We start from the raw sequence: 23310 nt of genomic DNA, 5'->3' as shown, positions 1-23310 counted from the left end.
AGATTTACAGTGTTAAGTAACACTACCTATATTATAGACAGTTTTAAACTTTTTATACATTTTATAAAAGTAGAAAAAATGTAGAAATAGAGTGTTTTATGGTAAGAAAAATAGAAAATATTTACATAAAAACAGAAGTATAATATAATTTATTTATCTATAATGTTTCGGGTTTTAGGGGGAGTGATTATGGGAGAATTACTTTTAGAGTTAGATACGAGAGATATAATAGAACATAATAGTCCGGTTAACATAAAAATAATAAATAACACTAATGACAATTTAAGATATAAAATCTTAATAGGAAAGGATGGAATTTGGGAAACTTTAAGGGAATTTGAAAAAGGAAATGAATTTATCTGGAATCCTAAAGAAGATGGAGAGTATATGATTATGGTTCAAGGAAGAAAAGAGGATTCAAATAAGCCTTTTGATTACAAAGTTACTGAGGGAGTTAATGTGAAAAGAACAGTTCATGGCCTTCAAGATGAAATGAATAAAGATGAAATAAATAAAGATGAAATTAAAGAAGAAAAATTAATAAAAGGAATCTATCTAAATAAAGATGTATTTAATGTTGGAGAGAAGGCAGAGTTAAAGGTTGATAGTAACAATGAAAATATTATGTATAGATATTTTATAAGTGGAAAGAACGGATGGCAACTTATAAAGGATTATACATTAGAAAATAAATTAAATTATACTATTAATGAAAGTGGTCAATTCGAGTTTTTAATTGAATGTAAAAAAACAAGTTCAACTAATACAACAGATGATTATGCCACAGTTATATTTACATCAAAAGAATTTGTAAAGCCTGAAATAATTAATTTTATTAATTTAAGTGAAAAATTAATAGTAAATTCAGAGCTTACCTTTGAAGTGGAAGCAAATTTTGAAGATGAAAGAACAGCACTATATAAGTTTGTAAAAATTTCACCTGATGGAAGTAGAACTTGCATTCAAGATTTTTCATCAAGCCGTATAGTAACTTTTAAAGAATTTAAAGAGGGAAGATATAAGCTTTTATGTTTAATAAGAGATATGTATTCTAATAAGGAATTTGATGATAGAGCCGTTATGGTATATGATATAAAACCATATGAACCATTACAATTAAGAAGTTTTACTACAGATTTAAGCTCACCTCAAGAAAAAGGAGAGGTAATAGAGATAAAAGCTGTTATTGATGGAGGAAGTGATATCCTCTATAGATTTAAAATAGATGGAGAAATATCTGAGGATACGGGTTATACAAGAAATAGTACTTTAAAATGGAATGCTAAAAAAGAAGGAAATTATAGAATAACTCTTTGGGCTAAGGATGAATCCTTTATTGGAGATTATGAAATAGAATCTAAATTAGATTATAAAATAGAAAAAAAGGTGAAAAAGCCAATAAAAATAACAGAATTAATATTTGATAGAGATAAGACCCCTTTAATAAATGAAGTAATAAAACTTAGGGTTAGTGCAGAGGGTGGTACTGACTTAAAATATTCCTTCTTAATAATTAAGGATGGTAAAACCATAGAAAGTATTGATTTTGGAAGTAATAATTGGGTAGAATTTATTCCAAATGAAAAAGGAAATTATCAGCTTGATGTAAGAGTAAAAGATAAGTATTCAACAAAGGAATATGATGTGCATACTGTTTTAAATTTTAAAGTTAGGGAGTATGCAGAAGGGAAGATTGATCATATATTAGTTCCAGCAAAGGAATATTTTTTAGTTGGAGATGATATTGATATTGAAGTAATAGTTCAAAATACTAGACAAGTAAAGGTTAAGTATGTTACTAAGGTAAATGGACAAGTAGTAGAGGAAACTGATTATGTAAAAAATAAGAGGTTTAAAGTTACTCCAAAATGTCCAGGAAAATACACAATTGATATATTTGCTAGAAATATTAAATGTAAAGAGGGATTTGATTCAAGAAGAGAAGTAAGATTTTATGTTAGTGAAGCCTTACCTATTACAGGCACTAAAATAAGTACTTCTGATAAAGTCTTTAAAATTAATGAAGAGATAAACTTTTCTACAAAATGTGAAGGTGGAAGTAGAGTTTGCTATGAATATTATATAATGGTTAACGGAAATTGGTCTTTAGTTCAAAAATATAGTAGAAAGAGTTATTATTCTTTTAGACCATATGTACCAGGAAAGTATAAAGTTTTAGTATTAACTAAAAGTTATTATAAAAAATGTGCTTATGAGGACTATGATACTTTTGAATTTAAGGTAGAATAAAATATTAAAGTTTAATATATATTTAGGACTTTGTTTTACATAATATTAATTTTAAGATAAGCTTTTAAGACTAATATTAGTTTTAAATTATTTGAATTTAATATTTATTTAAAATAGAGTCCTATTTATTTTTATAGTTTTAATAAAACTTTTAAAAGGAAAAAAGAGAAAATTTAAAAAAAGAAATTGGAATAGATTTTTTAAATATTTAATTGTTTTAATAAATTTGATAGGATTTTATGATTAATAATGTGATTTTCTAGTTTTTAAAGATTTAATTATTTAAGAAAGATAATAAGTTGTAATTAGTTAAACTTTGCTTTATACTAACCACAGATATAAATGTGATTTTTTACGAAGGAGTGACTATTTAGTGGAAAGATTGGATAAGGTTTTATCAAACTTAGGATACGGAACGAGAAAAGAAATAAAGCAAGTTGTTAAAAAAGGATTTGTAACAGTTAATGATGAGAAGGTTAAAGATAGTGGACTTCAAATAGATCCTGAGAAAGATACAATAGTTATAAATGGGGAAAAAGTAGAGTATAAAAAGTACATATATTTAATGATGAATAAGCCAGCTGGAGTAATTTCAGCAACTTATGATAAGAGAGATGAAACTGTTATCGACTTATTATATATGGAAGATCAAGTTTTTGAACCATTTCCAGTAGGAAGACTTGATAAAGATACAGTGGGATTATTATTATTAACTAATGATGGGGATTTAAATCATAAATTAATTTCACCTAAATACCATGTTGATAAGGTTTATTATGCAGAAATAAATGCTCCTATAACAGAAAAAGATATTAAAGCTTTCGAAAATGGTGTAACTTTAGATGATGGATATAAATGTATGAGTGCAAAGCTTAAGGTTATAGAAAATTTAGAGGATTCATCTAGAGTAGAAGTTACAGTTCAAGAGGGGAAATATCATCAAGTAAAAAGAATGTTTGAAGCTAGAGGGAAAAAGGTTGTTTATTTAAAAAGAACTTCTTTTGGAAATCTTCCACTTGATGAAAGTTTAGAAGAAGGCGAATATAAAGAGCTTTCAGAAAGTGAATTAGCGGTACTTTACAAAAATTTTTAAAAATTTAAATAGTAATGATTGTAAAGGGAAAATTCATGTAGGAAAACTTGCAAAAAAAATATTAGATTACTTGCAATTTAAGTAAACATCTAATATAATAGTTGTGCGAGGATAAATAAAAGGAATAAATAGCCCCCTTTTTATTTATTGCTTATTGCTGAGACGCAACCTAGCCCCAAGGGTTGCGTTTTTTATTTGCAAAATAATGCAAGAAAAAATGCGTTTAAAATTAGTTGTTGAAATAATATATTCAGTTTATATGAAGAGTTGATACTTTAAAGTATCAATTCTTTTTTTATACTATGATTTAAATAAATATTGTTATATTGATATATCATATATAAACATTTATTTAAAAGGCTTGCTCTAAAAACTGTTCCCTCAAGAATTAAAAATATACTTTCAATAAGTAAATTAAGTTTATTCTTAATATTATGTAATATTTTTCTAAAATAAATATGAACTGAGTTATTTTTTTTATAGTTGATGAATATACATATAAAGTTAAATTATATTTATTATGTTAATACTAGTAAGAGGGGGGGAAACAGTATGAGGAGAACTAAAAGCGTATTTTTATGTACACTTTTAGCAACATTAGCTTTTATGCCAGTTAAAGATAATATTATATTTGCTAAAGAAAAAGCTGGCGTTACTATTGATGTAGTGGAAGAAAAGAATAATTTGTTTAATGAAGAAATTATTTGGGAACCAGGAAATTTAGAAGAAAGCTCAATAAAAATATCTAATAATTTAAGTGAAGATATAGTTATAAAAACTCTAAATTTTCATGATGAAAAACTCTTAGACTATGTAAATTCTTCATATATTGATGAGGGGGATGAAAGGTATAAATATTTTTTGGAAAATGCATTTATTACTGTAAAAGACAGTAGTGATCTGATTTTTCAAGGAACTCTTGAAGAGGTTTTTTCAGAAGGAAATATTAAATTAAAAGATGGAATAAATGTAGAGTCTAATAATAGTAAACTTCTAGATTTAGAAGTAAAGATTTCTAATGACTTAGATAATAGAGGACAAGGCATACAAAATGCATTTAGTCTAAGTATTCAATATGAATATGAGGATGAAATAAATAATGGAAGTGGAAACTTACCAAATACAGGGGGCTTTAGCAATAACAATTTTATGGTTTTTGGAGTTCTAGCTTTAGGTATAGGAGCATCAATATTAAAGTTACCTCAAAAAAAGGAGGAGATTTAATATGAAAACTCTTAAGATGAGAAGAATAATTTCATTGGTATTAGCTATAGGAATAATAGGAGGTTTAGGAAGTGTAGCCTATTTTTCAGATAAAGAAAACGTAAACGGTGATTTAAAGTTAACTTTAGGAACATTAAGTTCTGAGGCTACAAAAACAGTTAAAATAGAGAAAATGGACATAGAAGTTCCTGTTAGTGATACTTTTATAATAACTAATAATGGAACTTTAGATCAAAGGATGACATTAAATTTTAAAAATTCATCAATAGGAAATGATGGACTAGAGAAAATAAAGTATTCCTTAAGTTTTGAAAGTAGTGAAAATAGAAATATACAAGGGTATGGAAATGGAGAAGAGACATTACTTTCACTATTTAATAAAAATATTCAATTATTAGATACAGAAGGTAATGAAGTAGTTTTAAATGATGGTGAAGTTTTAACTGCTACATTAACATTAAATATGCAAAGAGATATGCCAGAGAATTATTCTAATGCAGAATTTAAATTTGATTTAAATATAGGGTATGCTCAGGAAAATAGTAAGTAGTAGAGGAGGAGTTTAAGTGATTAGTAAGAATAAAATTATAGCATTAATTTTAGGAGTTTCACTTGCTTCAAGTGCTACTTATGGAAGTTATGCTTATTTTAGTGGAGAGTATTCAGTAAAAAATACGGTTAAAATAGTTGAGTTAGATCCTAAGGAAAGTCCTTTTGAAATTTCAAAGATAAGTACTAGAGAAAACTCTCTTGTATTAGAGTTTTCTAAAAAAGTCTTCTACAGTGGAGAGAATATAAATAGTGATATTGTTGGAAGTGAAACTTTTTTAGATAATGCTGAAATTTCAATAGAGGGAAAGGAAATTATAATAAGTAAAAAGGATGGAGAATTTTTAATTCCTGTTGGAATAGAAAATAATTTGCCAAGTATAAAATTAAATAGTAATTTTGAAGATAGATTTGGTAAGGATTTAGAAGAAATAACTTTATACTTATATGAAGATTCTAATGGAAACATCACATGGAGTTTAACTAATGATCAAAATGGTAATAAAGAAAGTCAATCTAATAATGAGATTAAGGGAGATGAAGAGGTTAAACCTAATAGTGAGATTAAAGAGGAGGTTATAGATCAACCTAATAATGAAGTTAAAGAAGAATCTTCAATAGAAAATTCTAATAATGAAGGTGAAAATATTGAGACGCCAAAAAGTGGAGATGAAAATACTACACCTGTAGAAGGAGAGAATTTACCTAAGGAAGAAAATTTAGAGCAAGAAAATATTAATGAAAATGAGCTAAATAAATCCTTAGGAGAGGGAGAAATTTCAAATAATCTTACTAATATTAATTAAGAAAAAATATATGAAATAAATTAAAGAGGTAAATTTAAAAGATTATATTTAAAGTAAGAGTATTATATTTGAAATAAATGGTCACATTTTATAATGTGGCCATTTATTTTTTATTAATCATGTAAAAGAATAATATGTTTGATAGAATATAATATATAGATTTATATGGTATAATAAAGTTTAGTTTTATTGTAGGAAGAGGAGTGATCTAATGGATTTAAAAAGCTTGCTTAATAAAGAACAATATGAAGCAGCAACCACAATTGATGGTCAAGTACTTATATTAGCAGGAGCAGGTTCTGGTAAAACTAGAGTACTTACACACAGAATAGCATACATGATAGAAAATGATATAAAACCTTATAATATATTAGCAATAACATTTACAAATAAAGCAGCAGGGGAAATGAGAGAGAGAGTAAAATCTCTAGTTGGTGAAGTAGCAAACAACATGTGGATATCAACATTTCATTCATCTTGCGTGAGAATTTTAAGAAGAGAAATAGATAAATTAGGGTATAGTAAAGACTTTACAATATATGATTCATCAGATCAGAAAACATTAATAAAACTTGTAATGAAAGAGCTTAATATTAATGAAAAAGAGATAACTGATTTAGAGATTTTAGGTACTATAGGAAAAGCAAAGGATAATATCCAAAGTGCACAAAGTTTTAAGAAAGAAAATGAAGATAACTTTAGAAAAAATAAAATAGCAGATGCATATCTTTTATACCAAAAGAAATTAAAAGAAAATAATGCCCTAGATTTTGATGATTTAATAGTAAAAACTGTTGAGTTATTTAGAAAGCATAATGATGTATTAGAGTTTTATCAAAATAAGTTTAAATACATAATGATAGATGAATATCAAGATACAAATAAAGCTCAATATGAATTTGCTAAGCTTTTAGCTGCAAAACACAAAAATATATGCGTAGTTGGTGATGATGACCAATGTATTTATGCTTGGAGAGGGGCAGATATAAGAAATATATTAGATTTTGAAAAGGATTATCCAGAGGCTAAAGTTGTTAAACTTGAGCAAAACTATAGATCAAAAGGAAATATTTTAGAAGCAGCTAATAAAGTTATAAAAAATAATGCAGAGAGAAAATTTAAGATTTTAAGAACTGAGCAAGTAGAGGGAGAAAAAATAAGTATTCATAGAGCTTACTCAGATAAAATGGAGGCAGCTTTTGTTGTTTCAGAGATAGAAAAATTAAAAAATGATAATGGATATAAGTATAAGGACTTTGCTGTTCTTTACAGAACAAATGCACAGTCTCGTAATTTTGAGGAAGCTTTAAGAAGAGCAGGAATTCCATATAGAATTTTTGGAGGACTAAAATTCTATGATAGAAAAGAGATAAAAGATATTCTTGCATACTTAAAAATAATAGTAAATCCTAAAGATTCTATAAGTTTAAGAAGAATAATAAATGTTCCTAAAAGAAGCATTGGAGATACTACTGTAGAAAAACTTCAAAATCATGCAACTGAAATAGATGATACATTATACAATGTTTTATTAGATGTAGACTATGTGCCAGGATTAACAGCTAGAAGCATAAATCCTATTAAGAAGTTTACTGATATGATGGAAGAAATAATGGTTATGTCAGAGCAATTAAGTGTATCTCAATTAATTGAATATGTTTTGGAAAAAACAGGTTATTTAAAATCACTTAAAGATTCAAAGCTTATAGAGGATCAAAGTAGAATAGAAAACTTAGAGGAATTAGTTTCTGATGCTGTTGAATTTGAAAAGAGTAATGAAGAAGATAAATCCTTATCAGCTTACTTAGAGAAGGTTGCTCTTGTTCAAGATATGGATGATTTAGAAGCAGAAGATAATTATGTAATGCTAATGACAGTTCACAGCTCAAAGGGACTAGAATTCCCAACAGTTTTCTTAGTTGGTATGGAAAATGGAATATTCCCAAATGCAGCTTGCTTTGAACATGATAATCAAATGGAAGAGGCTAGAAGACTTTGCTATGTTGGAATAACTAGAGCTGAGGAAAAATTATATATGACATCAGCTGAAACAAGAATGATATTTGGTAAAACAGTAGCTTATGGACAATCAGATTTTATATCAGAAATTCCAGCTAACATAAAAGACTATGTAAATATCAATGGGAAAAGTTCAAGTAACTCTTTCAAAAATAGTTCACAAACTTATGGAGAGACTAGAAAAACTTATAATCCTCATAGCATTAGAGGAGGAATGAGTGCTTCTAAAGCAAATGAATCCCTAAATAAGACTTTATCAGGAAAATCTTCAGGTAATGCAGGAATAGATGAACTAACTATGGGAAGAAAAGTTAAACATCCTAAGTTTGGTGTAGGAACGTTAATAACAAAGAGTAAAGTTGGAGATGACTATAAGCTTACAATTGCCTTTGATAGTCAAGGAGTTAAACATTTAATGTTTAGCTTTGCACCACTAGAGCTTCTTTAATATAGAAATTTACTTTAATAAGGAGTAGATGAGTAAGATGGATAAGAAAAAATTAATAGAAGAGTTAGTTGAAGAGTTAAATAAATATGCTTATGAATATTATGTTTTAGGAAATTCTTCAGTAACAGATAAAGATTATGATAAAAAATACTATGAATTAGTAGATTTAGAAAAGGAAACAGGATATAAATTACCCTATTCACCTACTCAAAGAGTTGGTGATGTAATTCTTCCTGAGTTTAAAAAATACACTCATAAAGCTAGACTTTGGAGTTTAGACAAAGCTCAAACTTTAGAGGAAATTAGAGAGTGGCACAATAGAAATGTTAAATTCCTTGAAGAATATAATAGAACTTCAGATGAAGAATTACCACCATTAAAATATATTTTAACTAAAAAGTTTGATGGATTAACAATTAATCTTTCCTATGATGAAAATGGAGTATTAGTTACTGGAGCAACTAGAGGAACTGGGGCTATTGGTGAAGATGTCACAGCTCAGGTGAAAACTATAAAATCAATTCCATTAAAAATTGATTGTCATGATTTTCTAGAAATTCATGGAGAGGCTATTATGACTACAGAAGCCTTTGAAAAATACAATAGTGAAGCAGACACTCCTCTTAAGAATTTAAGAAATGGAGCAGCGGGAGCTTTAAGAAATTTAAATGTAGCAGAGACAGCTAAAAGAAATTTATCAGCTTTCTTCTATGATGTTGGATATAAGGAAGGAGCTCCTTTTAAAACTTATATGGAAATGTTAAATTTCATAAAAACTAAGGGATTTCCAATGGATGATTATATTAGGGAATGCACAACTTTAGATGAAATTCAAAAAGAAATTGATTATATAAGAGATATAAGATTTGATTTAAATTATGATATAGATGGATTAGTTATAGCTATAGATGATATAAGAACTAGAGAACTTTTAGGATACACAGTTAAATTTCCTAAGTGGGCTATTGCATATAAATTTGAAGCACAGGAGGCTACAACTAAGCTTTTAGATGTTGAATGGAATGTAGGTAGAAGCGGAAGAGTATCTCCCACAGCTATCTTAGAGCCAGTAGAGTTAGCTGGAGTTACTGTTAAGAGGGCTACATTAAATAATATGGATGATATAGCTAGAAAAGGAGTAAGATTAGGGGCTGAAGTATTTGTAAGAAGAAGCAATGATGTTATTCCAGAAATAATGGGAGTAGTTCCTGAAAGCTTAGAAGGTACAAAGGAAATTGAAGAGCCAAAGGTATGTCCAGCTTGTGGAGCACATTTAGTTCATGAAGGAGTTCATATCTATTGTGAAAATACTCTAGGATGTAAGCCTCAAATGGTTAAAACTATAGTTCACTTTGCTGGAAGAGAAGCTATGAATATAGCTGGTTTTTCAGAAAAAACAGCAGAGCAATTATTTGAAAAGCTTGATATAAGAGATATATCAGATCTTTATAAACTAGAATATGAAAAATTATTAGATTTAGATAAGTTTGGACCAAAGAAAGCACAAAATCTTTTAGATGCCATAGAAAAAAGTAAAGATTGTACTCTAGAAGCATTTCTATATTCCTTAGGAATTCCTAACGTAGGAGTTAAAACTGCTAAGGATTTAGTAAAGAGATTTGAGTCTTTAGAAAACCTAGAGAAGGCTACTTTTGAAGAATTAGTATCTGTCCAAGATGTTGGAGATATAGTTGCTAGAAGTATAATAGAATTCTTTAAAGAGGAAAGAACTTTAAAAGTAATAAATGAATTATTATCCCTTGGAGTAAATCCTCATTACGAGAAAAAAGAAGTTTTAGAAAGTCCATTTATGGGAAAAACAGTAGTAGTAACTGGTACTTTAGAAAACTATTCTAGAACATCAATAAAAGAAAAATTAGAATCTTTAGGAGCAAAGGTTTCAGGAAGTGTAAGTAAAAAGACTGATTTTGTAATAGCAGGAGAAGCAGCTGGTTCAAAATATGATAAAGCTAAATCTTTAGGTGTTACTATATTAAGTGAAGAAGAATTTGAAAATATGATATAAAAAAATAAAAGCTATGTGAGTAATTTCACATGGCTTTTATTTTTCCTCTATATTTGAGTTTTCTTTTATTTCCTCTGATATATTTGTATCCTCTTCTGATTCTGTATCAGTTTTAATATCTTTATCTAAAAGGTTTTCTTTTATTTCAGAATATGAAACTGAATCATCCATAGCATTTAAGTTATCAAATATTTTTTCCTTATTTCTTATTAGAGATATATTGTGTGCTATTTTTTCAAGTAAATAATTCTTATACTTTATTTGTCTGTAAGCTTTATTTGCAATTACAAAACTCCAGATTCCTAAAAATATCATTATTAACATGAAAAGTATAGCAACAACTTGAACTGCTAAGGTCATTTAATTTTACCTCCATATAAAATAATAAATAAATTATACCATAAGAATAGTTATAAATAGTATTAAATAATTATTACATTAAAACATATAATTTTAGTAAGTGATAAATAAGGAGATAAGTATATGCTGAAATCTTTTTATGTTCTTATGAATTCAAAGAATATAGAAAAGTCATTAATGAAATTTAGGAAGATATCAATAAAAAAAGTAAGCCAAATAATAATTAAAGAGTGTATTAAAGAAAAATTAAATTATGAAATCATAGAAAAGAATAATAATGAATTTATAGTAGAAATAAGTTCTAGTAGAAAAAAGACTTTAATAGTATTTCATAAAGCGTTAGCTGTAACAATTTATGATTACTATAAGTTTATACGTTTAATACAAGATAGAGAGATAGATAAGGGCGTATATATTACCACAGGAGTTTTTCAACAAGATGTTTATAACATGGCAGAAACAGATAGATTTATAAATAGAATAAAACTTCTAAATGGAAAAGACTTTGTTGTTAAGCAAAGGTGGATAAAGAGAAAGAAACATCATCATATTTCATACGACAAATTAAGTTTTAAATCTTTATTTTGAGGGTAAAGATTTGTTTTATATAAAATTTAATGAGCTTAAATTACTTTCTTATGTTTTATAAGTATAAACATTCCTTTTACCATGTTATTTAGATAGTTTTTATAACTATATTTAGAAATAAATTAAATAATTAAGTGATATAGTTATTAATAATTTGAAGAGAAAAGATTATTGAAGAAGATAATTACATGTTTCATATGAAAAGTTAAGTTTTAAATGCTTATTTTGAGGGTAAAATAAGCATTTTTATATAAATTTTAATGAGTTTAAATTACTTTCTTATGTTTAATAAGTATAGAAATTCCTCTTACCATGTTATTTACATAGCTTTTATAACTATATTTAGAAATAAATTAAATAATTAAGTGATATAGTTATTAATAATTTGAAGAGAAAAGATTATTGAAGAAGATAATTATATGTTTCATATGAAAAGTTAAGTTTTAAATGCTTATTTTAAGGGTGAAATAAGCATTTTTATATAAATTTAAATAAGTTTAAATTACTTTCTTATGTTTAATAAGTATAGAAATTCCTCTTACCATGTTATTTAGATAGTTTTTATAACTATATTTAGAAATAAATTAAATAATTAAGTGATATAGTTATTAATAATTTGAAGAGAAAATATTATTGAAGGAGATAATTATATGTTTCATATGGCAAGTTAAGTTTTAAATGCTTATTTTGAGGGTGAAATAAGCATTTTTATATAAATTTTAATGAGTTTAAATTACTTTCTTATGATTGATGAGTATAGACATTCCTTTTACCATGTTATTAATAGTTTTTATAACTATATTTAGAAATAAATTAAAGAAATAATATCATTTATTTGATTTATTTCAACTTATATTTGTCAATAATTTAAAAGGAAAAGATTATGAAGGAGATAATTACATGTTTCATATAACAAGTTAAATTTTAAATCCTTATTTTGAGGGTAAAGATTTGTTTTATATAAAATTTAATGAGCTTAAATTACTTTCTTATGTTTTATAAGTATAGACATTCTTTTTACTATGTTATTAATAGTTTTTATAACTATAAGTTGAAATAAATTAAAGGAATAAATCAAGGAAATAAATCAAAGAAAGTATATTTAGAAATAAATTAAATAATTAAGTGATATAGTTATTAATGAAGGAGATATTTACATGAAGAAAGTAATTTTATTTATATGTTTAATAATTTTATTAGTAGTTGGAGTAGGAAGGAGTTATGTGGACGTAACCCCTGTTTCTAATATGAACTTTGAATATAATGAAGGGCTTATATATTCTCTTGAAAGTTTACCAGATACCATAAGGCCTAGTGAATCCTTAAATAAAGGAGAAGAGGATTTAGTAAGCAATATATTTTCAGGACTAGTTGAGGTAAATGAAAAAGGAGAACCAATTCCAGACCTTGCTATGGGATGGAAGATTAGTGATGATGGCTTAGAATATACATTTAAAATTAATGAAAAAAATAAGTGGAGTAATGGCACAGAAGTGACAGCAAAGGATTTTCAAATATTTTTTAGGGATTTATTAAGTCCAGATAATGAAGATTATACAAGTAATGAGTTATATAGTATTTACGGAGTTAAGGATTATAGAGAAGGGAAAATTGATTTTAGTGAAGTAGCAATAAGTAGTCCTGATGATTATACATTGGTTTTAAGAATGAACAATAGGGATGATAATTTACTTAAAAATTTAGCTAAACCTATATATAGACTAAGAGATTTAAATGAACCATTAGATAATTATAAGAAAGATTTTAATGAAATATCATATACGGGGCCATATGTTATATATGATGTAACTAAGGATGGATTTATAAGATTAAAAGATAATCCTTATAATAGTAGCGAATTAGAAATAAAAGATATAGCTTTTAAGGAGAAAGACTCTGATGAAATTGAGTTAGCAGCTTTTAATCTAGAAAAAGTAGATATTTTAAAGAATCCTCCTATAATATATTCAGAAGATATAGGATTATATAAAGATTTAAGTAAATATAATAGTGATATTTTAAAGTTAATGATTGTAAATAGTGATAAAGCTGAAATGGCTCAGGGAATATCTAATATTATGCAAGTTTTAATTAGTGATAGTAATATATTAAAAAATAATTTAGGAAAACCATATATAAAAGTAATAAATAACAAAGAAGAAATTCACTCAATTAAAAAGGATGGAGATAAAGGAGATTATAAGATTAATGAATCAGAAAAAAATAATCTTAAAGAATCAGGTAAAAATACTTTGAAAAAGGTTCTTAATAATAATGAGGTAGTAAAAATAGTTGTAGGAAATAATGAAGAGGATAAAGCTTTAGCAAATGAACTGAAAAAATTTTTAGACAAGGAGCTAGCCATAAAGAGTATAGTAAAAATTCATGATGAGGGTATAGAGGAAGTAATAAAAAGTGGAGAGTTTAATATAGCTTTTAGTGAATTTAACTTAAATGAAAAAAACTCAGAAAGCTTAAAAAAGGAAGATATAAATAAAGAAGAGGGAGAAGTAGAGGATAAGAGTGAAGAAGAGGAAAAAGAAACTGCTACTTCAGAAAAGCCTAATTTAAGTTTAGTTAGTTTATATTTTAAAAATGATGTTTGGTGTAAGTCACCAAAGGTTAATTATTTATTTATTGATTCAAATGGAAATTTAATATTAAAATATAGCAGTTAAAATACTTATAATTTTATATGAAAGTAAATTTGCACTCTAAGTATTAAAAAAACTTTAGGGAAATTTATTTTACATAAGTAACCCTAAATTACAAATTGTATTTAATAATAAAATCTAAGCTAATAAAATATATTTTCTGTCATATAGATCTAAATCATAAACCATATTTAATAAAAAACTTATAAATAGCACATTAGGAAAAGAAAGATTATAGAAGTTCCTAGAAAGCTATTTATAAGTTTTTAATTGTTTTATGAAGCATAAATTATTATAAATCAGTAGAATCAAGAATATTTTTCATTTTATCATCTAAATCCTCTTTTTTATCTATTGAAGAATCACTATATTCAGATATTTCTCTAGTTAAGTTTGGGTTTGTTAGTGGTGGAGAAATTTCATCAATTTGATTTTCATTAGTTATAGAATTATAGTCTGATTCTCCAGCATCAGGTGGAACTATAGGAGTCTTAGAGTTAAAATTATTTAATTTAGGAAGTTTATTTGTTTTTTGTACATTCTTTAAAGAGTCTATTTCTTCTACTAACATAGCATTTTTTTTCTCTTTAGGAGTATCAGTAATAAAATCTATATATTTATCAATAAAACTATTTATAAATACAAAGAATATAAACATATTTTTTGTACTATCAAAAGTAGTTTTATCTGAAGTGAAAATTGATTTTTTTGTAGAGTACTTTAGATTTTTTGTAAATATAGGTGCTAATCCTGTAAGTTCAGGGCTATTAGCATTAGTCATTCTAAACATTGATTCATCAATTAAATCATCAGGCTTTAAAGAGAACTTTTTATATCTTTCATGAGAATCTAAATTTGGAGCATCAGGGAAACTAGTTACTATTCCTGAGTTAACTATATAATTTTTATAGACCTTAGATATTATATTTTCTCTTTTATCTGATGAATCTTCATCTAAATCAAAGGACATTAAAAGGTTAGTTAAATATAAGCATATTTCCATGTTAGAATATTTATACTCTTTTTTATCTGTTCCTTTTAGGATTATTCCCTTTTCATCATTAAACATATTGCAGAAAAGCTCAATTAAGTCTAAGTAAGCATCTTTAAATATAAGTATGTTTGTATTCTTATAGCTTAAATACATATTTAAGGCTAGTAGAGAAGTTGTTTCAAGATTAGAAAATGTGCTATTTGATTCATAATATTTGTTTAATATGAAATCAGATAAATCTAAAACTAGTAATTTACAATTTTCATTATTTGAATATAGAAGCATGTTATTTAAGCAATAGTCTATTTTGCAACATTCATCTAAGGAAAGTGAGTATAATTCTTCTTTAAAATTAACAAACATGTTTAATATTTGAAGTGCAAAATCTTCATAGGTTTTGCTATCAGAATCCTCAGGGGCTACTTTACTATACATATAGTAAGCTAACATCATTAATGCTTGATCTGAGTAAGACATTTCATCTTCTTTTTCACTTATATTTAAGCCAGACTTAGAAGAAGACTCATCATTTTTCTTATTTACAAAAAAACCTTCTGGATTTCTTAAATAGGTATAATAAAATTCCAGTTGAAGCTTACTTAAATTTTTATAAAAGGCAGCTCTTTTATAAAGTGCACTATTAATATTTTTAAATTTTTCATAGTAAGAACAAAGTCTTAAAAGAGAAAGGGTCATTAATGCATTAGATGAAACTGGAATATCTTTTTTAAAGGTGGTATCATCCCAAGTTTTTGAATACTTAGAAGAATAAATATTAGGCTTTGCTTTTTTATATATACAAATTAATGGAGTATTATTTTTAAAGAATGATATCTCATCTTTTTTGAAATTTTCTTTAAGATTTTTGTAATTTGTAGATATTCCACACCTAGATTCAAGTACTATATGATTTACTGATTCTTTTGAAAGAAAAAGTAATTGTGATGCTATCTCTTCTTTAGAAAGAGAATTAGCTTTGAAGAATGAACCTATATACTTCAAATAATTCACCTCATGATATTATTTCTTATATATATTAATATGAATTTTTATTATAAATATTACCTAGTGAGTACATAATACTTTTAGGTGAAATAAAGGTTTAGAGGGCTTTTTATAGGCATAATTTTTATATATAATCCATGTTGATAAAGGATAAAATAACCAATATACTATTCTTATAATTAGTGTTTTGAAAATAAATTAAGGTAAGGAGATATTGAATGAGAAGTAGTGGAAGAAAAAAAGAACAGATAAGACCAGTTAAAATAACAAGAAACTTTACTAAATATGCAGAAGGCTCTGTATTAATAGAAGTTGGGGATACTAAAGTATTATGTACTGCTTCAATAGAAGAGAAAGTTCCACCTTTTTTAAAGGGTTCTGGAGAAGGATGGATAACTGCTGAATATAACATGCTTCCAAGAAGTACTCAAAGTAGAAAACAAAGAGAGATAAATAAACTTAAAATAGATGGAAGAACAATGGAAATACAAAGACTTATAGGAAGAGCTCTTAGATCAGCTGTAGATATGAAAGCTTTAGGAGAAAAAACTATTTGGATAGACTGTGATGTTCTTCAAGCTGATGGAGGAACTAGAACGACTTCTATTACAGGTTCATTTGTGGCATTGGTTGATGCTGTAAATAAACTTCATCAAAAGAAACCTTTCAATGTTTATCCTATAAGACATTTTGTCAGCGCAGTAAGTGTTGGAATAGTAGGGGAAGAGAAAGTATTAGACTTATGCTATGAAGAAGACCATGTAGCTAAAGTAGATATGAATGTTGTAATGACAGAAGAGGGAGAATTTATAGAAATTCAAGGAACTGGAGAGGCTGGACCTTTTTCAAGAAAAGAATTAGATGAATTATTAAATCTTGCTGAAAAGGGAGCAAAACAAATGATACAAGCACAAAAAGATGCTTTAAAGACAGATTCTTTATGGATCGGAACAGGGAGAGAGTAAAATGAAAAAATTTATACTAGCAAGTAATAATGCACATAAGGTAAAAGAAATAAAAGAAATATTAAAAGATTTTAATTTAAACATATTATCTTTAAATGAAGCAGGAATAGACATAGATGTTGAAGAGGACGGAAAAACATTTGAAGAAAATTCTTTTAAGAAAGCTAATGAAATAAGAAAGTATTTACTTAGTAAGGGTGAAAGTGATTTTATTGTAATGGCTGATGATTCAGGACTAGAAGTAGATTATTTAAATGGAGCGCCAGGTATATATTCTGCCAGATATGCAGGGGAACATGGAAATGATTCTAAAAATAATGAAAAGTTATTAGAGGAATTAAAAAATGTTAAAGAAGATGAAAGAAAAGCTAATTTTATATGTGTAATAGTTGCAGTTACAGATAAAGGAGAAAAAATAGTAGCAGAGGGAAAAAGTTATGGAGTAATTTTAGAAGCTTTAAGTGGAAATGAAGGTTTTGGATATGATCCTTTATTTTTCGTACCAGAATACAAAAAAACTTTCGCAGAAATGACTTCAGATGAAAAGAATGCTATTAGCCATAGGGGAAGAGCTTTAGAAAAACTAAAGGATAATTTAAAAGGGATACTTAAATAGGAGGAGAAGAAATGAAAGTAGCTATAGTCAGTGATACACATGGAGTTACTCATGTTATTGAATATATAAAAACTTTACTAAATGATTCATATGTTCTTATACATTTAGGAGATAATATAAATGATGTTAAGTTATTAAGTGAAGGTTTTAAGGGAAAGGTATATTCTGTTGTAGGAAACTGTGACTATGAAAGAAATGGGCAAGTTGAGCAAGTTATTGAAATTGAAGGCAAAAAATTTCTAATAACTCATGGACATAAATATACAGTTAAATATGGATTGGATAAAATTTACTATAGAGGACTTGAATTAGGAGTAGATGGAGTGATTTTTGGTCATACTCATAGAAAAGTAGCCTTAAAAGAGGGAAATATGTGGATAATAAATCCTGGTAGTCCATCAATACCTAAAGATGGAGAAGCAAGTATAGCTTTTATGAATGTAGATTCTGAAAATGTAGAAGTAAGCTTTTTTTCTATTTAATTAGAATTAAATTAAAAAATAAGTGCTAATACATAAAAAAAGCCTATGTATTAGCACTTTTTTTAAAAAGAAAACATAGATTTTATCAGGGTTTCAGAGGGTTCGATAAATTTTTCTAAAAAAACTTTAAAAAAAGTGTTGACATAATAATAACTATACTGTAGAATAACTATTGTCGTCGCGAGAGAGCGGCGGTGAAACAAAGCCTTCGGGGTGTGGCGCAGATGGGAGCGCGCGTGGTTTGGGACCATGAGGTCGCAGGTTCGATCCCTGTCACCCCGACCATTATGCGGGTGTAGTTCAATGGTAGAACACCAGCCTTCCAAGCTGGATACCCGGGTTCGATTCCCGGTACCCGCTCCACAAAATGTTTCAAAAGTTAAGCAAAAAAGTGCTTGACAAAACATTTAAAACTAATTAAAATAAATTTTGTTTTCAATGTGTATCTTTAGCTCAGCTGGATAGAGCAACGGCCTTCTAAGCCGTGGGTCAGGGGTTCGAATCCCTTAAGGTACACCATATGGTGGGCGTAGTTCAGTTGGTAGAGCACCAGATTGTGGCTCTGGGTGTCGCGAGTTCGAGTCTCGTCGCTCACCCCATATTGGGATATCGCCAAGCGGTAAGGCAACGGACTTTGACTCCGTCATTCGCAGGTTCGAATCCTGCTATCCCAGCCAAAATGTGATTTGCTAGCTCAGTCGGTAGAGCACGTGACTTTTAATCACGGTGTCCAGGGTTCGATTCCCTGGCAGATCACCAAAACAAAATTTATTATCATGATTTGCTAGCTCAGTCGGTAGAGCACGTGACTTTTAATCACGGTGTCCAGGGTTCGATTCCCTGGCAGATCACCAAATTTAATTTGCAGATGTGGCGGAATTGGCAGACGCACTAGACTTAGGATCTAGCGCCTACGGCGTGGGGGTTCGACTCCCTTCATCTGCACCAATTAAATTTAATTTTAAGCATTCAATGCGGGAGTGACTCAATGGTAGAGTGTCACCTTGCCAAGGTGAAAGTTGCGGGTTCGAGTCCCGTCTTCCGCTCCAATATGCGGGTGTAGTTCAATGGTAGAACACCAGCCTTCCAAGCTGGATACCCGGGTTCGATTCCCGGTACCCGCTCCACAAAATGTTTAAAATGTTAAGTAAAAACACTTGACAAAACATTAAAAAACATTTAAAATAATAATTGTTTGATGTGTATCTTTAGCTCAGCTGGATAGAGCAACGGCCTTCTAAGCCGTGGGTCAGGGGTTCGAATCCCTTAAGGTACACCACACTTCGGGGTGTGGCGCAGATGGGAGCGCGCGTGGTTTGGGACCATGAGGTCGCAGGTTCGATCCCTGTCACCCCGACCATTGTGCGGGTGTAGTTCAATGGTAGAACACCAGCCTTCCAAGCTGGATACCCGGGTTCGATTCCCGGTACCCGCTCCATAAATGTTTAAAATCATTTCAAAATTTATTAATGTGTATCTTTAGCTCAGCTGGATAGAGCAACGGCCTTCTAAGCCGTGGGTCAGGGGTTCGAATCCCTTAAGGTACACCATATGGTGGGCGTAGTTCAGTTGGTAGAGCACCAGATTGTGGCTCTGGGTGTCGCGAGTTCGAGTCTCGTCGCTCACCCCATATTTTGGGATATCGCCAAGCGGTAAGGCAACGGACTTTGACTCCGTCATTCGCAGGTTCGAATCCTGCTATCCCAGCCAAAAACTTGATTTGCTAGCTCAGTCGGTAGAGCACGTGACTTTTAATCACGGTGTCCAGGGTTCGATTCCCTGGCAGATCACCAAATTTAATTTGCAGATGTGGCGGAATTGGCAGACGCACTAGACTTAGGATCTAGCGCCTACGGCGTGGGGGTTCGACTCCCTTCATCTGCACCATTAAATTTAAACAAGCATTCAATGCGGGAGTGACTCAATGGTAGAGTGTCACCTTGCCAAGGTGAAAGTTGCGGGTTCGAGTCCCGTCTTCCGCTCCATATGCGGGTGTAGTTCAATGGTAGAACACCAGCCTTCCAAGCTGGATACCCGGGTTCGATTCCCGGTACCCGCTCCATTCAAAAGATAACCGAATCGGTTATCTTTTTTTTATTTTTAAAAATATAAGCATCTATAGCTCAGCTGGATAGAGCGTTGGACTTCGAATCCACAGGTCGCGAGTTCGAATCTTGCTAGGTGCACCAATTTTAAGGGTTACAATGATTTTGTAACCCTTATTTTTTTAGGTTAATTTTTGAAAATAATTAATTAAATGATATTATAAAATTATAGGTAATATATAAGATTTACAATATAGATAAAAGTAAATTAGTAATTATAAAGTTTAAAGTGATTATTAAGTGTTTAGCTAGAGGAGGAAGTAAAATGAGAGTATTAGAAAACCTAGAGCCTAAAAGTGTATTTAGATTTTTTGAAGATTTAACAAGAATACCACATGATTCTGGAAATGAAAAAGAACTTAGTGATTATCTTGTTAAGTTTGCAAAGGAGAGAAATCTTGAAGTTATTCAGGATGAGGCACTAAATGTAATAATTAAAAAGCCTGCTACTAAGGGGTATGAAACTGTACCAGGAGTTATAATTCAAGGGCATATGGATATGGTATGTGAAAAATTAAAGAGTAGTAATCACGATTTTAAAAAAGATCCTTTAAAATTAAGAATTATTGATGATAAATTTGTTTATGCTACAGATACTACTTTAGGAGCAGATGATGGTATTTCCTTAGCCTATGGATTAGCTATCTTAGATTCTAATAATATAGAGCATCCAGCAATAGAGTTTGTAGCAACTACAGAGGAAGAAACAGTTATGGGGGGAGCTACTGCTTTAGATACTTCACTTTTAAAAGGAAAGGTTTTATTAAATATAGATGCTGAAGAAGAAGGAGTATTTATTGCAGGCTGTGCTGGAGGAATAATGGTTTATCCAGAAATAAATGCTGAATTTGAAGAGTTTAATGGAGAAGCTTTAAAATTAGAGATTTCAGGTTTTAAGGGTGGACACTCAGGAATGGAAATCCATAAACAAAGAGGAAATGCTAATAAGTTAATGGGAAGAATCTTATATGCTTTAAGCAAAGAAGTTGACTTTAACATTGCATCAATTAAGGGTGGATCAAAACATAATGCAATACCACAATATTGTCAAAGCATAATTGCAGTTAAGAAAGAACAGGTAGAAAAGGTTAAAGAAATTTGTACTGCCTTAGAAAAAGATTTAAAGGCAGAATACAGAATTGGAGAGCCAGATGTTAATCTTTCTGTTAAAAGTATTGAAGGAGTGGAAAAACAATTAACTAAAAAGGTTACAGAGGATGTAACTAGATTTTTAGTTTTAGTTCCAGATGGATTACAATCTATGAGTCAAGAGATAAATGGATTAGTTGAAAGCAGTTTAAATCTTGGAATAGTAGAAATGGTAGAGGATAAAATTAAATTTATTATTGATATAAGAAGTGCAGTTAAGAGTAAAAAGATAGAAATTACAAATAGAGTAGAGGCTCTTTGTAAAGTTATAGGAGCTAATATGACTAAAGATGGAGATTATCCAGAGTGGGAATATGAAGCAGAATCAAAAATAAAAGATTTAAGCATTAAAACTTACAGTGATTTATTTGGAAGTGAGCCTCAAATAACAGCTTTACATGCAGGTCTTGAGTGTGGAATCTTTAAAGAAAAGATGGGACAAGAGGTAGAAATGATAAGTTTTGGTCCAGATATATTTGATGTGCATACAGCAAATGAGCATTTTAAAATAGAATCTGTTGGAAGATGCTATAGATTCTTAACTGAATTATTAAAGAACATGAAATAATGATTAAAAACTTTATAATAAATTCTATAGTTTAAAGATATTAGTTAAATAAGAATTTAAATTTATGAAAGGTGCATAGGTTAGAATTTATATATAGAAAGAAAACCAGTTTAATATTTTCCTATAAAAAGTACCATAGATCAGAATTAATAATAAGAGTGTGTAGTAATTAAGATTATAAAAATATTATAGTAATAAAGTAGCAAGAAAAAATAAAAGAGGATGCATACAATAATTTTTAATAAAACTTATAGAAAGTAAGTATGAAAATATGTTTTTAAGTTTTATTATTAGATTGTATGTAACCTCTTTTTCTTTAAGGGTAATTATCTTACCACTCTCTGCCATTGTCTCCTGCCATAGAATTATGAGTTATACTTGGATATAGAACAGAATAATGGTCTAATTTATATGTACTAGTATTGAATACAAATAGTATTTTAAAATCTTTTGTTATTTTATATCCAATAATTTTTTCTTTTGATTTAGTTGTAACAGTATAATCAGGCTTCCCAAAAAAGTTTTCTACATTATTTAAATCTAAGCTTTTTAAATCCTTATTTAAAGATCTAATTTCAAAGATTTGATCACCCTTATTACATCCAAATGATAAATTATAGGAATCAAAATTAAAGTAATTTCCTTTAGCTTCAGCAACATAATTTTCACTAGAAGGTTTTCCTAATTTGTCAATTACATCATATATTGAATCACCTAGTTTAAAATCATAGTCAATAATTTCACCTTTTACAGCCTTTTCTTTAATATCTTTTAATAATTTTTCGGCTTTATTATCTAATTTTTTATTAGTATTTTTATTATTGGAAACATTGTTATCTTTGTTATCTTTATGTGAAGCATTGTTAGAGTCAGATTTTTTAGTGTCATTATTAGAACTGTTATTATTATTGGAATTAGAATTTTGCTGATTACTATTTATTATTTCTACAGAAGAATCACTTGATGAATTAGAAGAATTTGTACATCCTACAAATAGCAATGCAAAAATTATAATAACTAAAACTGGTACAAGTAACTTTTTCACTTTAATCACTCCTATTATATTTTTAAAATTAATTAAATTATATATTTTTTGTTTACAAAAAAGTTAACAAATTTATTAATTAATAAAATTTAAGCCTTTTGTTAAAATAAGATAATTCTAATTTTTAAAATAGATTATTAATAATAGTGGAAATAATATAATTTATAGTGTGATAAATGAGATGATAATTTATATAATTACAAATATATTTTCAAATGTTTTTTTAGGTGGATGGAGTGTTATATTATATAAGTAAGCCATTTTAATAAACATTATTAATATTTGGAGTTTATTTTATAAGAATCTCTGAAGTTTTTGTTTTTTTATATATTACACAAAGCCTTATACATATTAATTAATTATA

The 23310-nt window shown here is 28.3% G+C and carries 16 protein-coding genes and 21 tRNA genes; 34 read left to right on the top strand and 3 right to left on the bottom strand.

Annotated features, from left to right (window positions below; all coding sequences use genetic code 11):
- Nucleotides 1-189: 189 nt before the first annotated feature.
- From CPF_RS12435 to ligA, 7 genes are all read left to right on the top strand, one after another.
- Nucleotides 190-2250 (top strand): triple tyrosine motif-containing protein, encoded by a 2061-nt coding sequence (locus CPF_RS12435; protein ID WP_011010854.1) that lies wholly within the window; start codon nt 190-192, stop codon nt 2248-2250.
- 373 nt (nt 2251-2623) lie between these two features.
- Nucleotides 2624-3343, top strand: a complete 720-nt coding sequence (locus CPF_RS12430) for a pseudouridine synthase (protein WP_003462288.1) — start codon at nt 2624-2626, stop codon at nt 3341-3343.
- Between the two features lie 552 nt (nt 3344-3895).
- Entirely contained in the window at nt 3896-4567 is a 672-nt protein-coding gene (locus tag CPF_RS12425) for an LPXTG cell wall anchor domain-containing protein (protein WP_011591094.1), read from the top strand.
- A gap of 1 nt (nt 4568) precedes the next feature.
- Nucleotides 4569-5117: a TasA family protein gene (locus CPF_RS12420; RefSeq protein ID WP_011591093.1), complete on the top strand. Its 549-nt coding sequence runs from the start codon at nt 4569-4571 to the stop codon at nt 5115-5117.
- Between the two features lie 16 nt (nt 5118-5133).
- Nucleotides 5134-5922, top strand: coding sequence for a hypothetical protein (locus CPF_RS12415; protein WP_011591092.1), 789 nt, complete (start codon nt 5134-5136; stop codon nt 5920-5922).
- 211 nt (nt 5923-6133) lie between these two features.
- Nucleotides 6134-8389 (top strand): DNA helicase PcrA, encoded by a 2256-nt coding sequence (pcrA, locus tag CPF_RS12410; protein WP_011591091.1) that lies wholly within the window; start codon nt 6134-6136, stop codon nt 8387-8389.
- Between the two features lie 37 nt (nt 8390-8426).
- Nucleotides 8427-10415, top strand: coding sequence for an NAD-dependent DNA ligase LigA (ligA, locus tag CPF_RS12405; protein ID WP_011591090.1), 1989 nt, complete (start codon nt 8427-8429; stop codon nt 10413-10415).
- A 36-nt stretch (nt 10416-10451) separates the two neighbouring features.
- Here the strand turns inward: ligA and CPF_RS12400 are convergent, their stop codons facing one another.
- Nucleotides 10452-10775 (bottom strand): hypothetical protein, encoded by a 324-nt coding sequence (locus CPF_RS12400; RefSeq protein ID WP_003459451.1) that lies wholly within the window; start codon nt 10773-10775, stop codon nt 10452-10454.
- 123 nt (nt 10776-10898) lie between these two features.
- On the opposite strand from CPF_RS12400, the gene CPF_RS12395 reads away from it, so the two are divergent.
- Both CPF_RS12395 and CPF_RS12390 read left to right on the top strand, forming a co-directional pair.
- Nucleotides 10899-11363, top strand: coding sequence for a restriction endonuclease (locus tag CPF_RS12395; RefSeq protein ID WP_003454358.1), 465 nt, complete (start codon nt 10899-10901; stop codon nt 11361-11363).
- Between the two features lie 1157 nt (nt 11364-12520).
- Nucleotides 12521-14041, top strand: coding sequence for an ABC transporter substrate-binding protein (locus CPF_RS12390; RefSeq protein WP_011591089.1), 1521 nt, complete (start codon nt 12521-12523; stop codon nt 14039-14041).
- A gap of 268 nt (nt 14042-14309) precedes the next feature.
- Here CPF_RS12390 and CPF_RS12385 read toward each other — a convergent pair whose 3' ends face one another.
- On the bottom strand, nt 14310-16013 hold the full coding sequence (locus CPF_RS12385) for a hypothetical protein (protein WP_041702726.1): 1704 nt from the start codon (nt 16011-16013) through the stop codon (nt 14310-14312).
- Nucleotides 16014-16234: 221 nt separating this feature from the next.
- Here CPF_RS12385 and rph point away from each other — a divergent pair, with 221 nt between their 5' ends.
- The 25 genes from rph to CPF_RS12260 all read left to right on the top strand — a co-directional run bounded on the left by rph (nt 16235) and on the right by CPF_RS12260 (nt 21901).
- The gene (gene rph / locus CPF_RS12380) at nt 16235-16981 is read left to right on the top strand and encodes a ribonuclease PH (RefSeq protein ID WP_011591087.1); all 747 of its coding nucleotides are present in this window, start codon (nt 16235-16237) and stop codon (nt 16979-16981) included.
- Nucleotide 16982: 1 nt separating this feature from the next.
- The gene (locus CPF_RS12375) at nt 16983-17597 is read left to right on the top strand and encodes an XTP/dITP diphosphatase (RefSeq protein ID WP_003482252.1); all 615 of its coding nucleotides are present in this window, start codon (nt 16983-16985) and stop codon (nt 17595-17597) included.
- An 11-nt stretch (nt 17598-17608) separates the two neighbouring features.
- Nucleotides 17609-18079, top strand: coding sequence for a metallophosphoesterase (locus CPF_RS12370; RefSeq protein WP_011591086.1), 471 nt, complete (start codon nt 17609-17611; stop codon nt 18077-18079).
- A gap of 209 nt (nt 18080-18288) precedes the next feature.
- Nucleotides 18289-18364 (top strand) — tRNA-Pro (locus CPF_RS12365).
- Between the two features lie 4 nt (nt 18365-18368).
- Nucleotides 18369-18442: transfer RNA gene (locus tag CPF_RS12360), tRNA-Gly, on the top strand.
- Nucleotides 18443-18521: 79 nt separating this feature from the next.
- Nucleotides 18522-18598 (top strand) — tRNA-Arg (locus CPF_RS12355).
- Nucleotides 18599-18602: 4 nt separating this feature from the next.
- Nucleotides 18603-18678, top strand: a tRNA-His gene (locus tag CPF_RS12350).
- Nucleotides 18679-18681: 3 nt separating this feature from the next.
- Nucleotides 18682-18756 (top strand) — tRNA-Gln (locus tag CPF_RS12345).
- Nucleotides 18757-18762: 6 nt separating this feature from the next.
- Nucleotides 18763-18838 (top strand) — tRNA-Lys (locus CPF_RS12340).
- 19 nt (nt 18839-18857) lie between these two features.
- Nucleotides 18858-18933: transfer RNA gene (locus CPF_RS12335), tRNA-Lys, on the top strand.
- Between the two features lie 10 nt (nt 18934-18943).
- Nucleotides 18944-19027, top strand: a tRNA-Leu gene (locus CPF_RS12330).
- 26 nt (nt 19028-19053) lie between these two features.
- A tRNA-Gly gene (locus CPF_RS12325) sits at nt 19054-19128 on the top strand.
- A 4-nt stretch (nt 19129-19132) separates the two neighbouring features.
- A tRNA-Gly gene (locus CPF_RS12320) sits at nt 19133-19206 on the top strand.
- Nucleotides 19207-19281: 75 nt separating this feature from the next.
- Nucleotides 19282-19358, top strand: a tRNA-Arg gene (locus tag CPF_RS12315).
- Nucleotides 19359-19363: 5 nt separating this feature from the next.
- Nucleotides 19364-19439, top strand: a tRNA-Pro gene (locus CPF_RS12310).
- A 4-nt stretch (nt 19440-19443) separates the two neighbouring features.
- Nucleotides 19444-19517 (top strand) — tRNA-Gly (locus CPF_RS12305).
- A 35-nt stretch (nt 19518-19552) separates the two neighbouring features.
- Nucleotides 19553-19629, top strand: a tRNA-Arg gene (locus tag CPF_RS12300).
- A gap of 4 nt (nt 19630-19633) precedes the next feature.
- Nucleotides 19634-19709, top strand: a tRNA-His gene (locus tag CPF_RS12295).
- 5 nt (nt 19710-19714) lie between these two features.
- Nucleotides 19715-19789: transfer RNA gene (locus CPF_RS12290), tRNA-Gln, on the top strand.
- Between the two features lie 7 nt (nt 19790-19796).
- A tRNA-Lys gene (locus CPF_RS12285) sits at nt 19797-19872 on the top strand.
- A 10-nt stretch (nt 19873-19882) separates the two neighbouring features.
- A tRNA-Leu gene (locus tag CPF_RS12280) sits at nt 19883-19966 on the top strand.
- 23 nt (nt 19967-19989) lie between these two features.
- A tRNA-Gly gene (locus tag CPF_RS12275) sits at nt 19990-20064 on the top strand.
- A 3-nt stretch (nt 20065-20067) separates the two neighbouring features.
- A tRNA-Gly gene (locus tag CPF_RS12270) sits at nt 20068-20141 on the top strand.
- A 50-nt stretch (nt 20142-20191) separates the two neighbouring features.
- Nucleotides 20192-20268 (top strand) — tRNA-Arg (locus CPF_RS12265).
- Nucleotides 20269-20449: 181 nt separating this feature from the next.
- Nucleotides 20450-21901, top strand: a complete 1452-nt coding sequence (locus CPF_RS12260) for an aminoacyl-histidine dipeptidase (protein ID WP_011591085.1) — start codon at nt 20450-20452, stop codon at nt 21899-21901.
- Between the two features lie 331 nt (nt 21902-22232).
- Here CPF_RS12260 and CPF_RS12255 read toward each other — a convergent pair whose 3' ends face one another.
- Nucleotides 22233-22946 carry a YjgB family protein gene (locus CPF_RS12255; RefSeq protein ID WP_011591084.1) on the bottom strand — a complete coding sequence of 238 codons (714 nt, stop codon included), beginning with the start codon at nt 22944-22946 and terminating at the stop codon, nt 22233-22235.
- Nucleotides 22947-23310: the final 364 nt, after the last annotated feature.

Origin of the sequence: Clostridium perfringens ATCC 13124, from assembly GCF_000013285.1 — a bacterium.
Classification (GTDB): Bacteria; Bacillota; Clostridia; order Clostridiales; family Clostridiaceae; genus Sarcina; species Sarcina perfringens.
The sequence above is the reverse complement of the archived record's forward strand: the minus strand, read 5'-3'. Positions and strand labels throughout refer to the sequence as shown.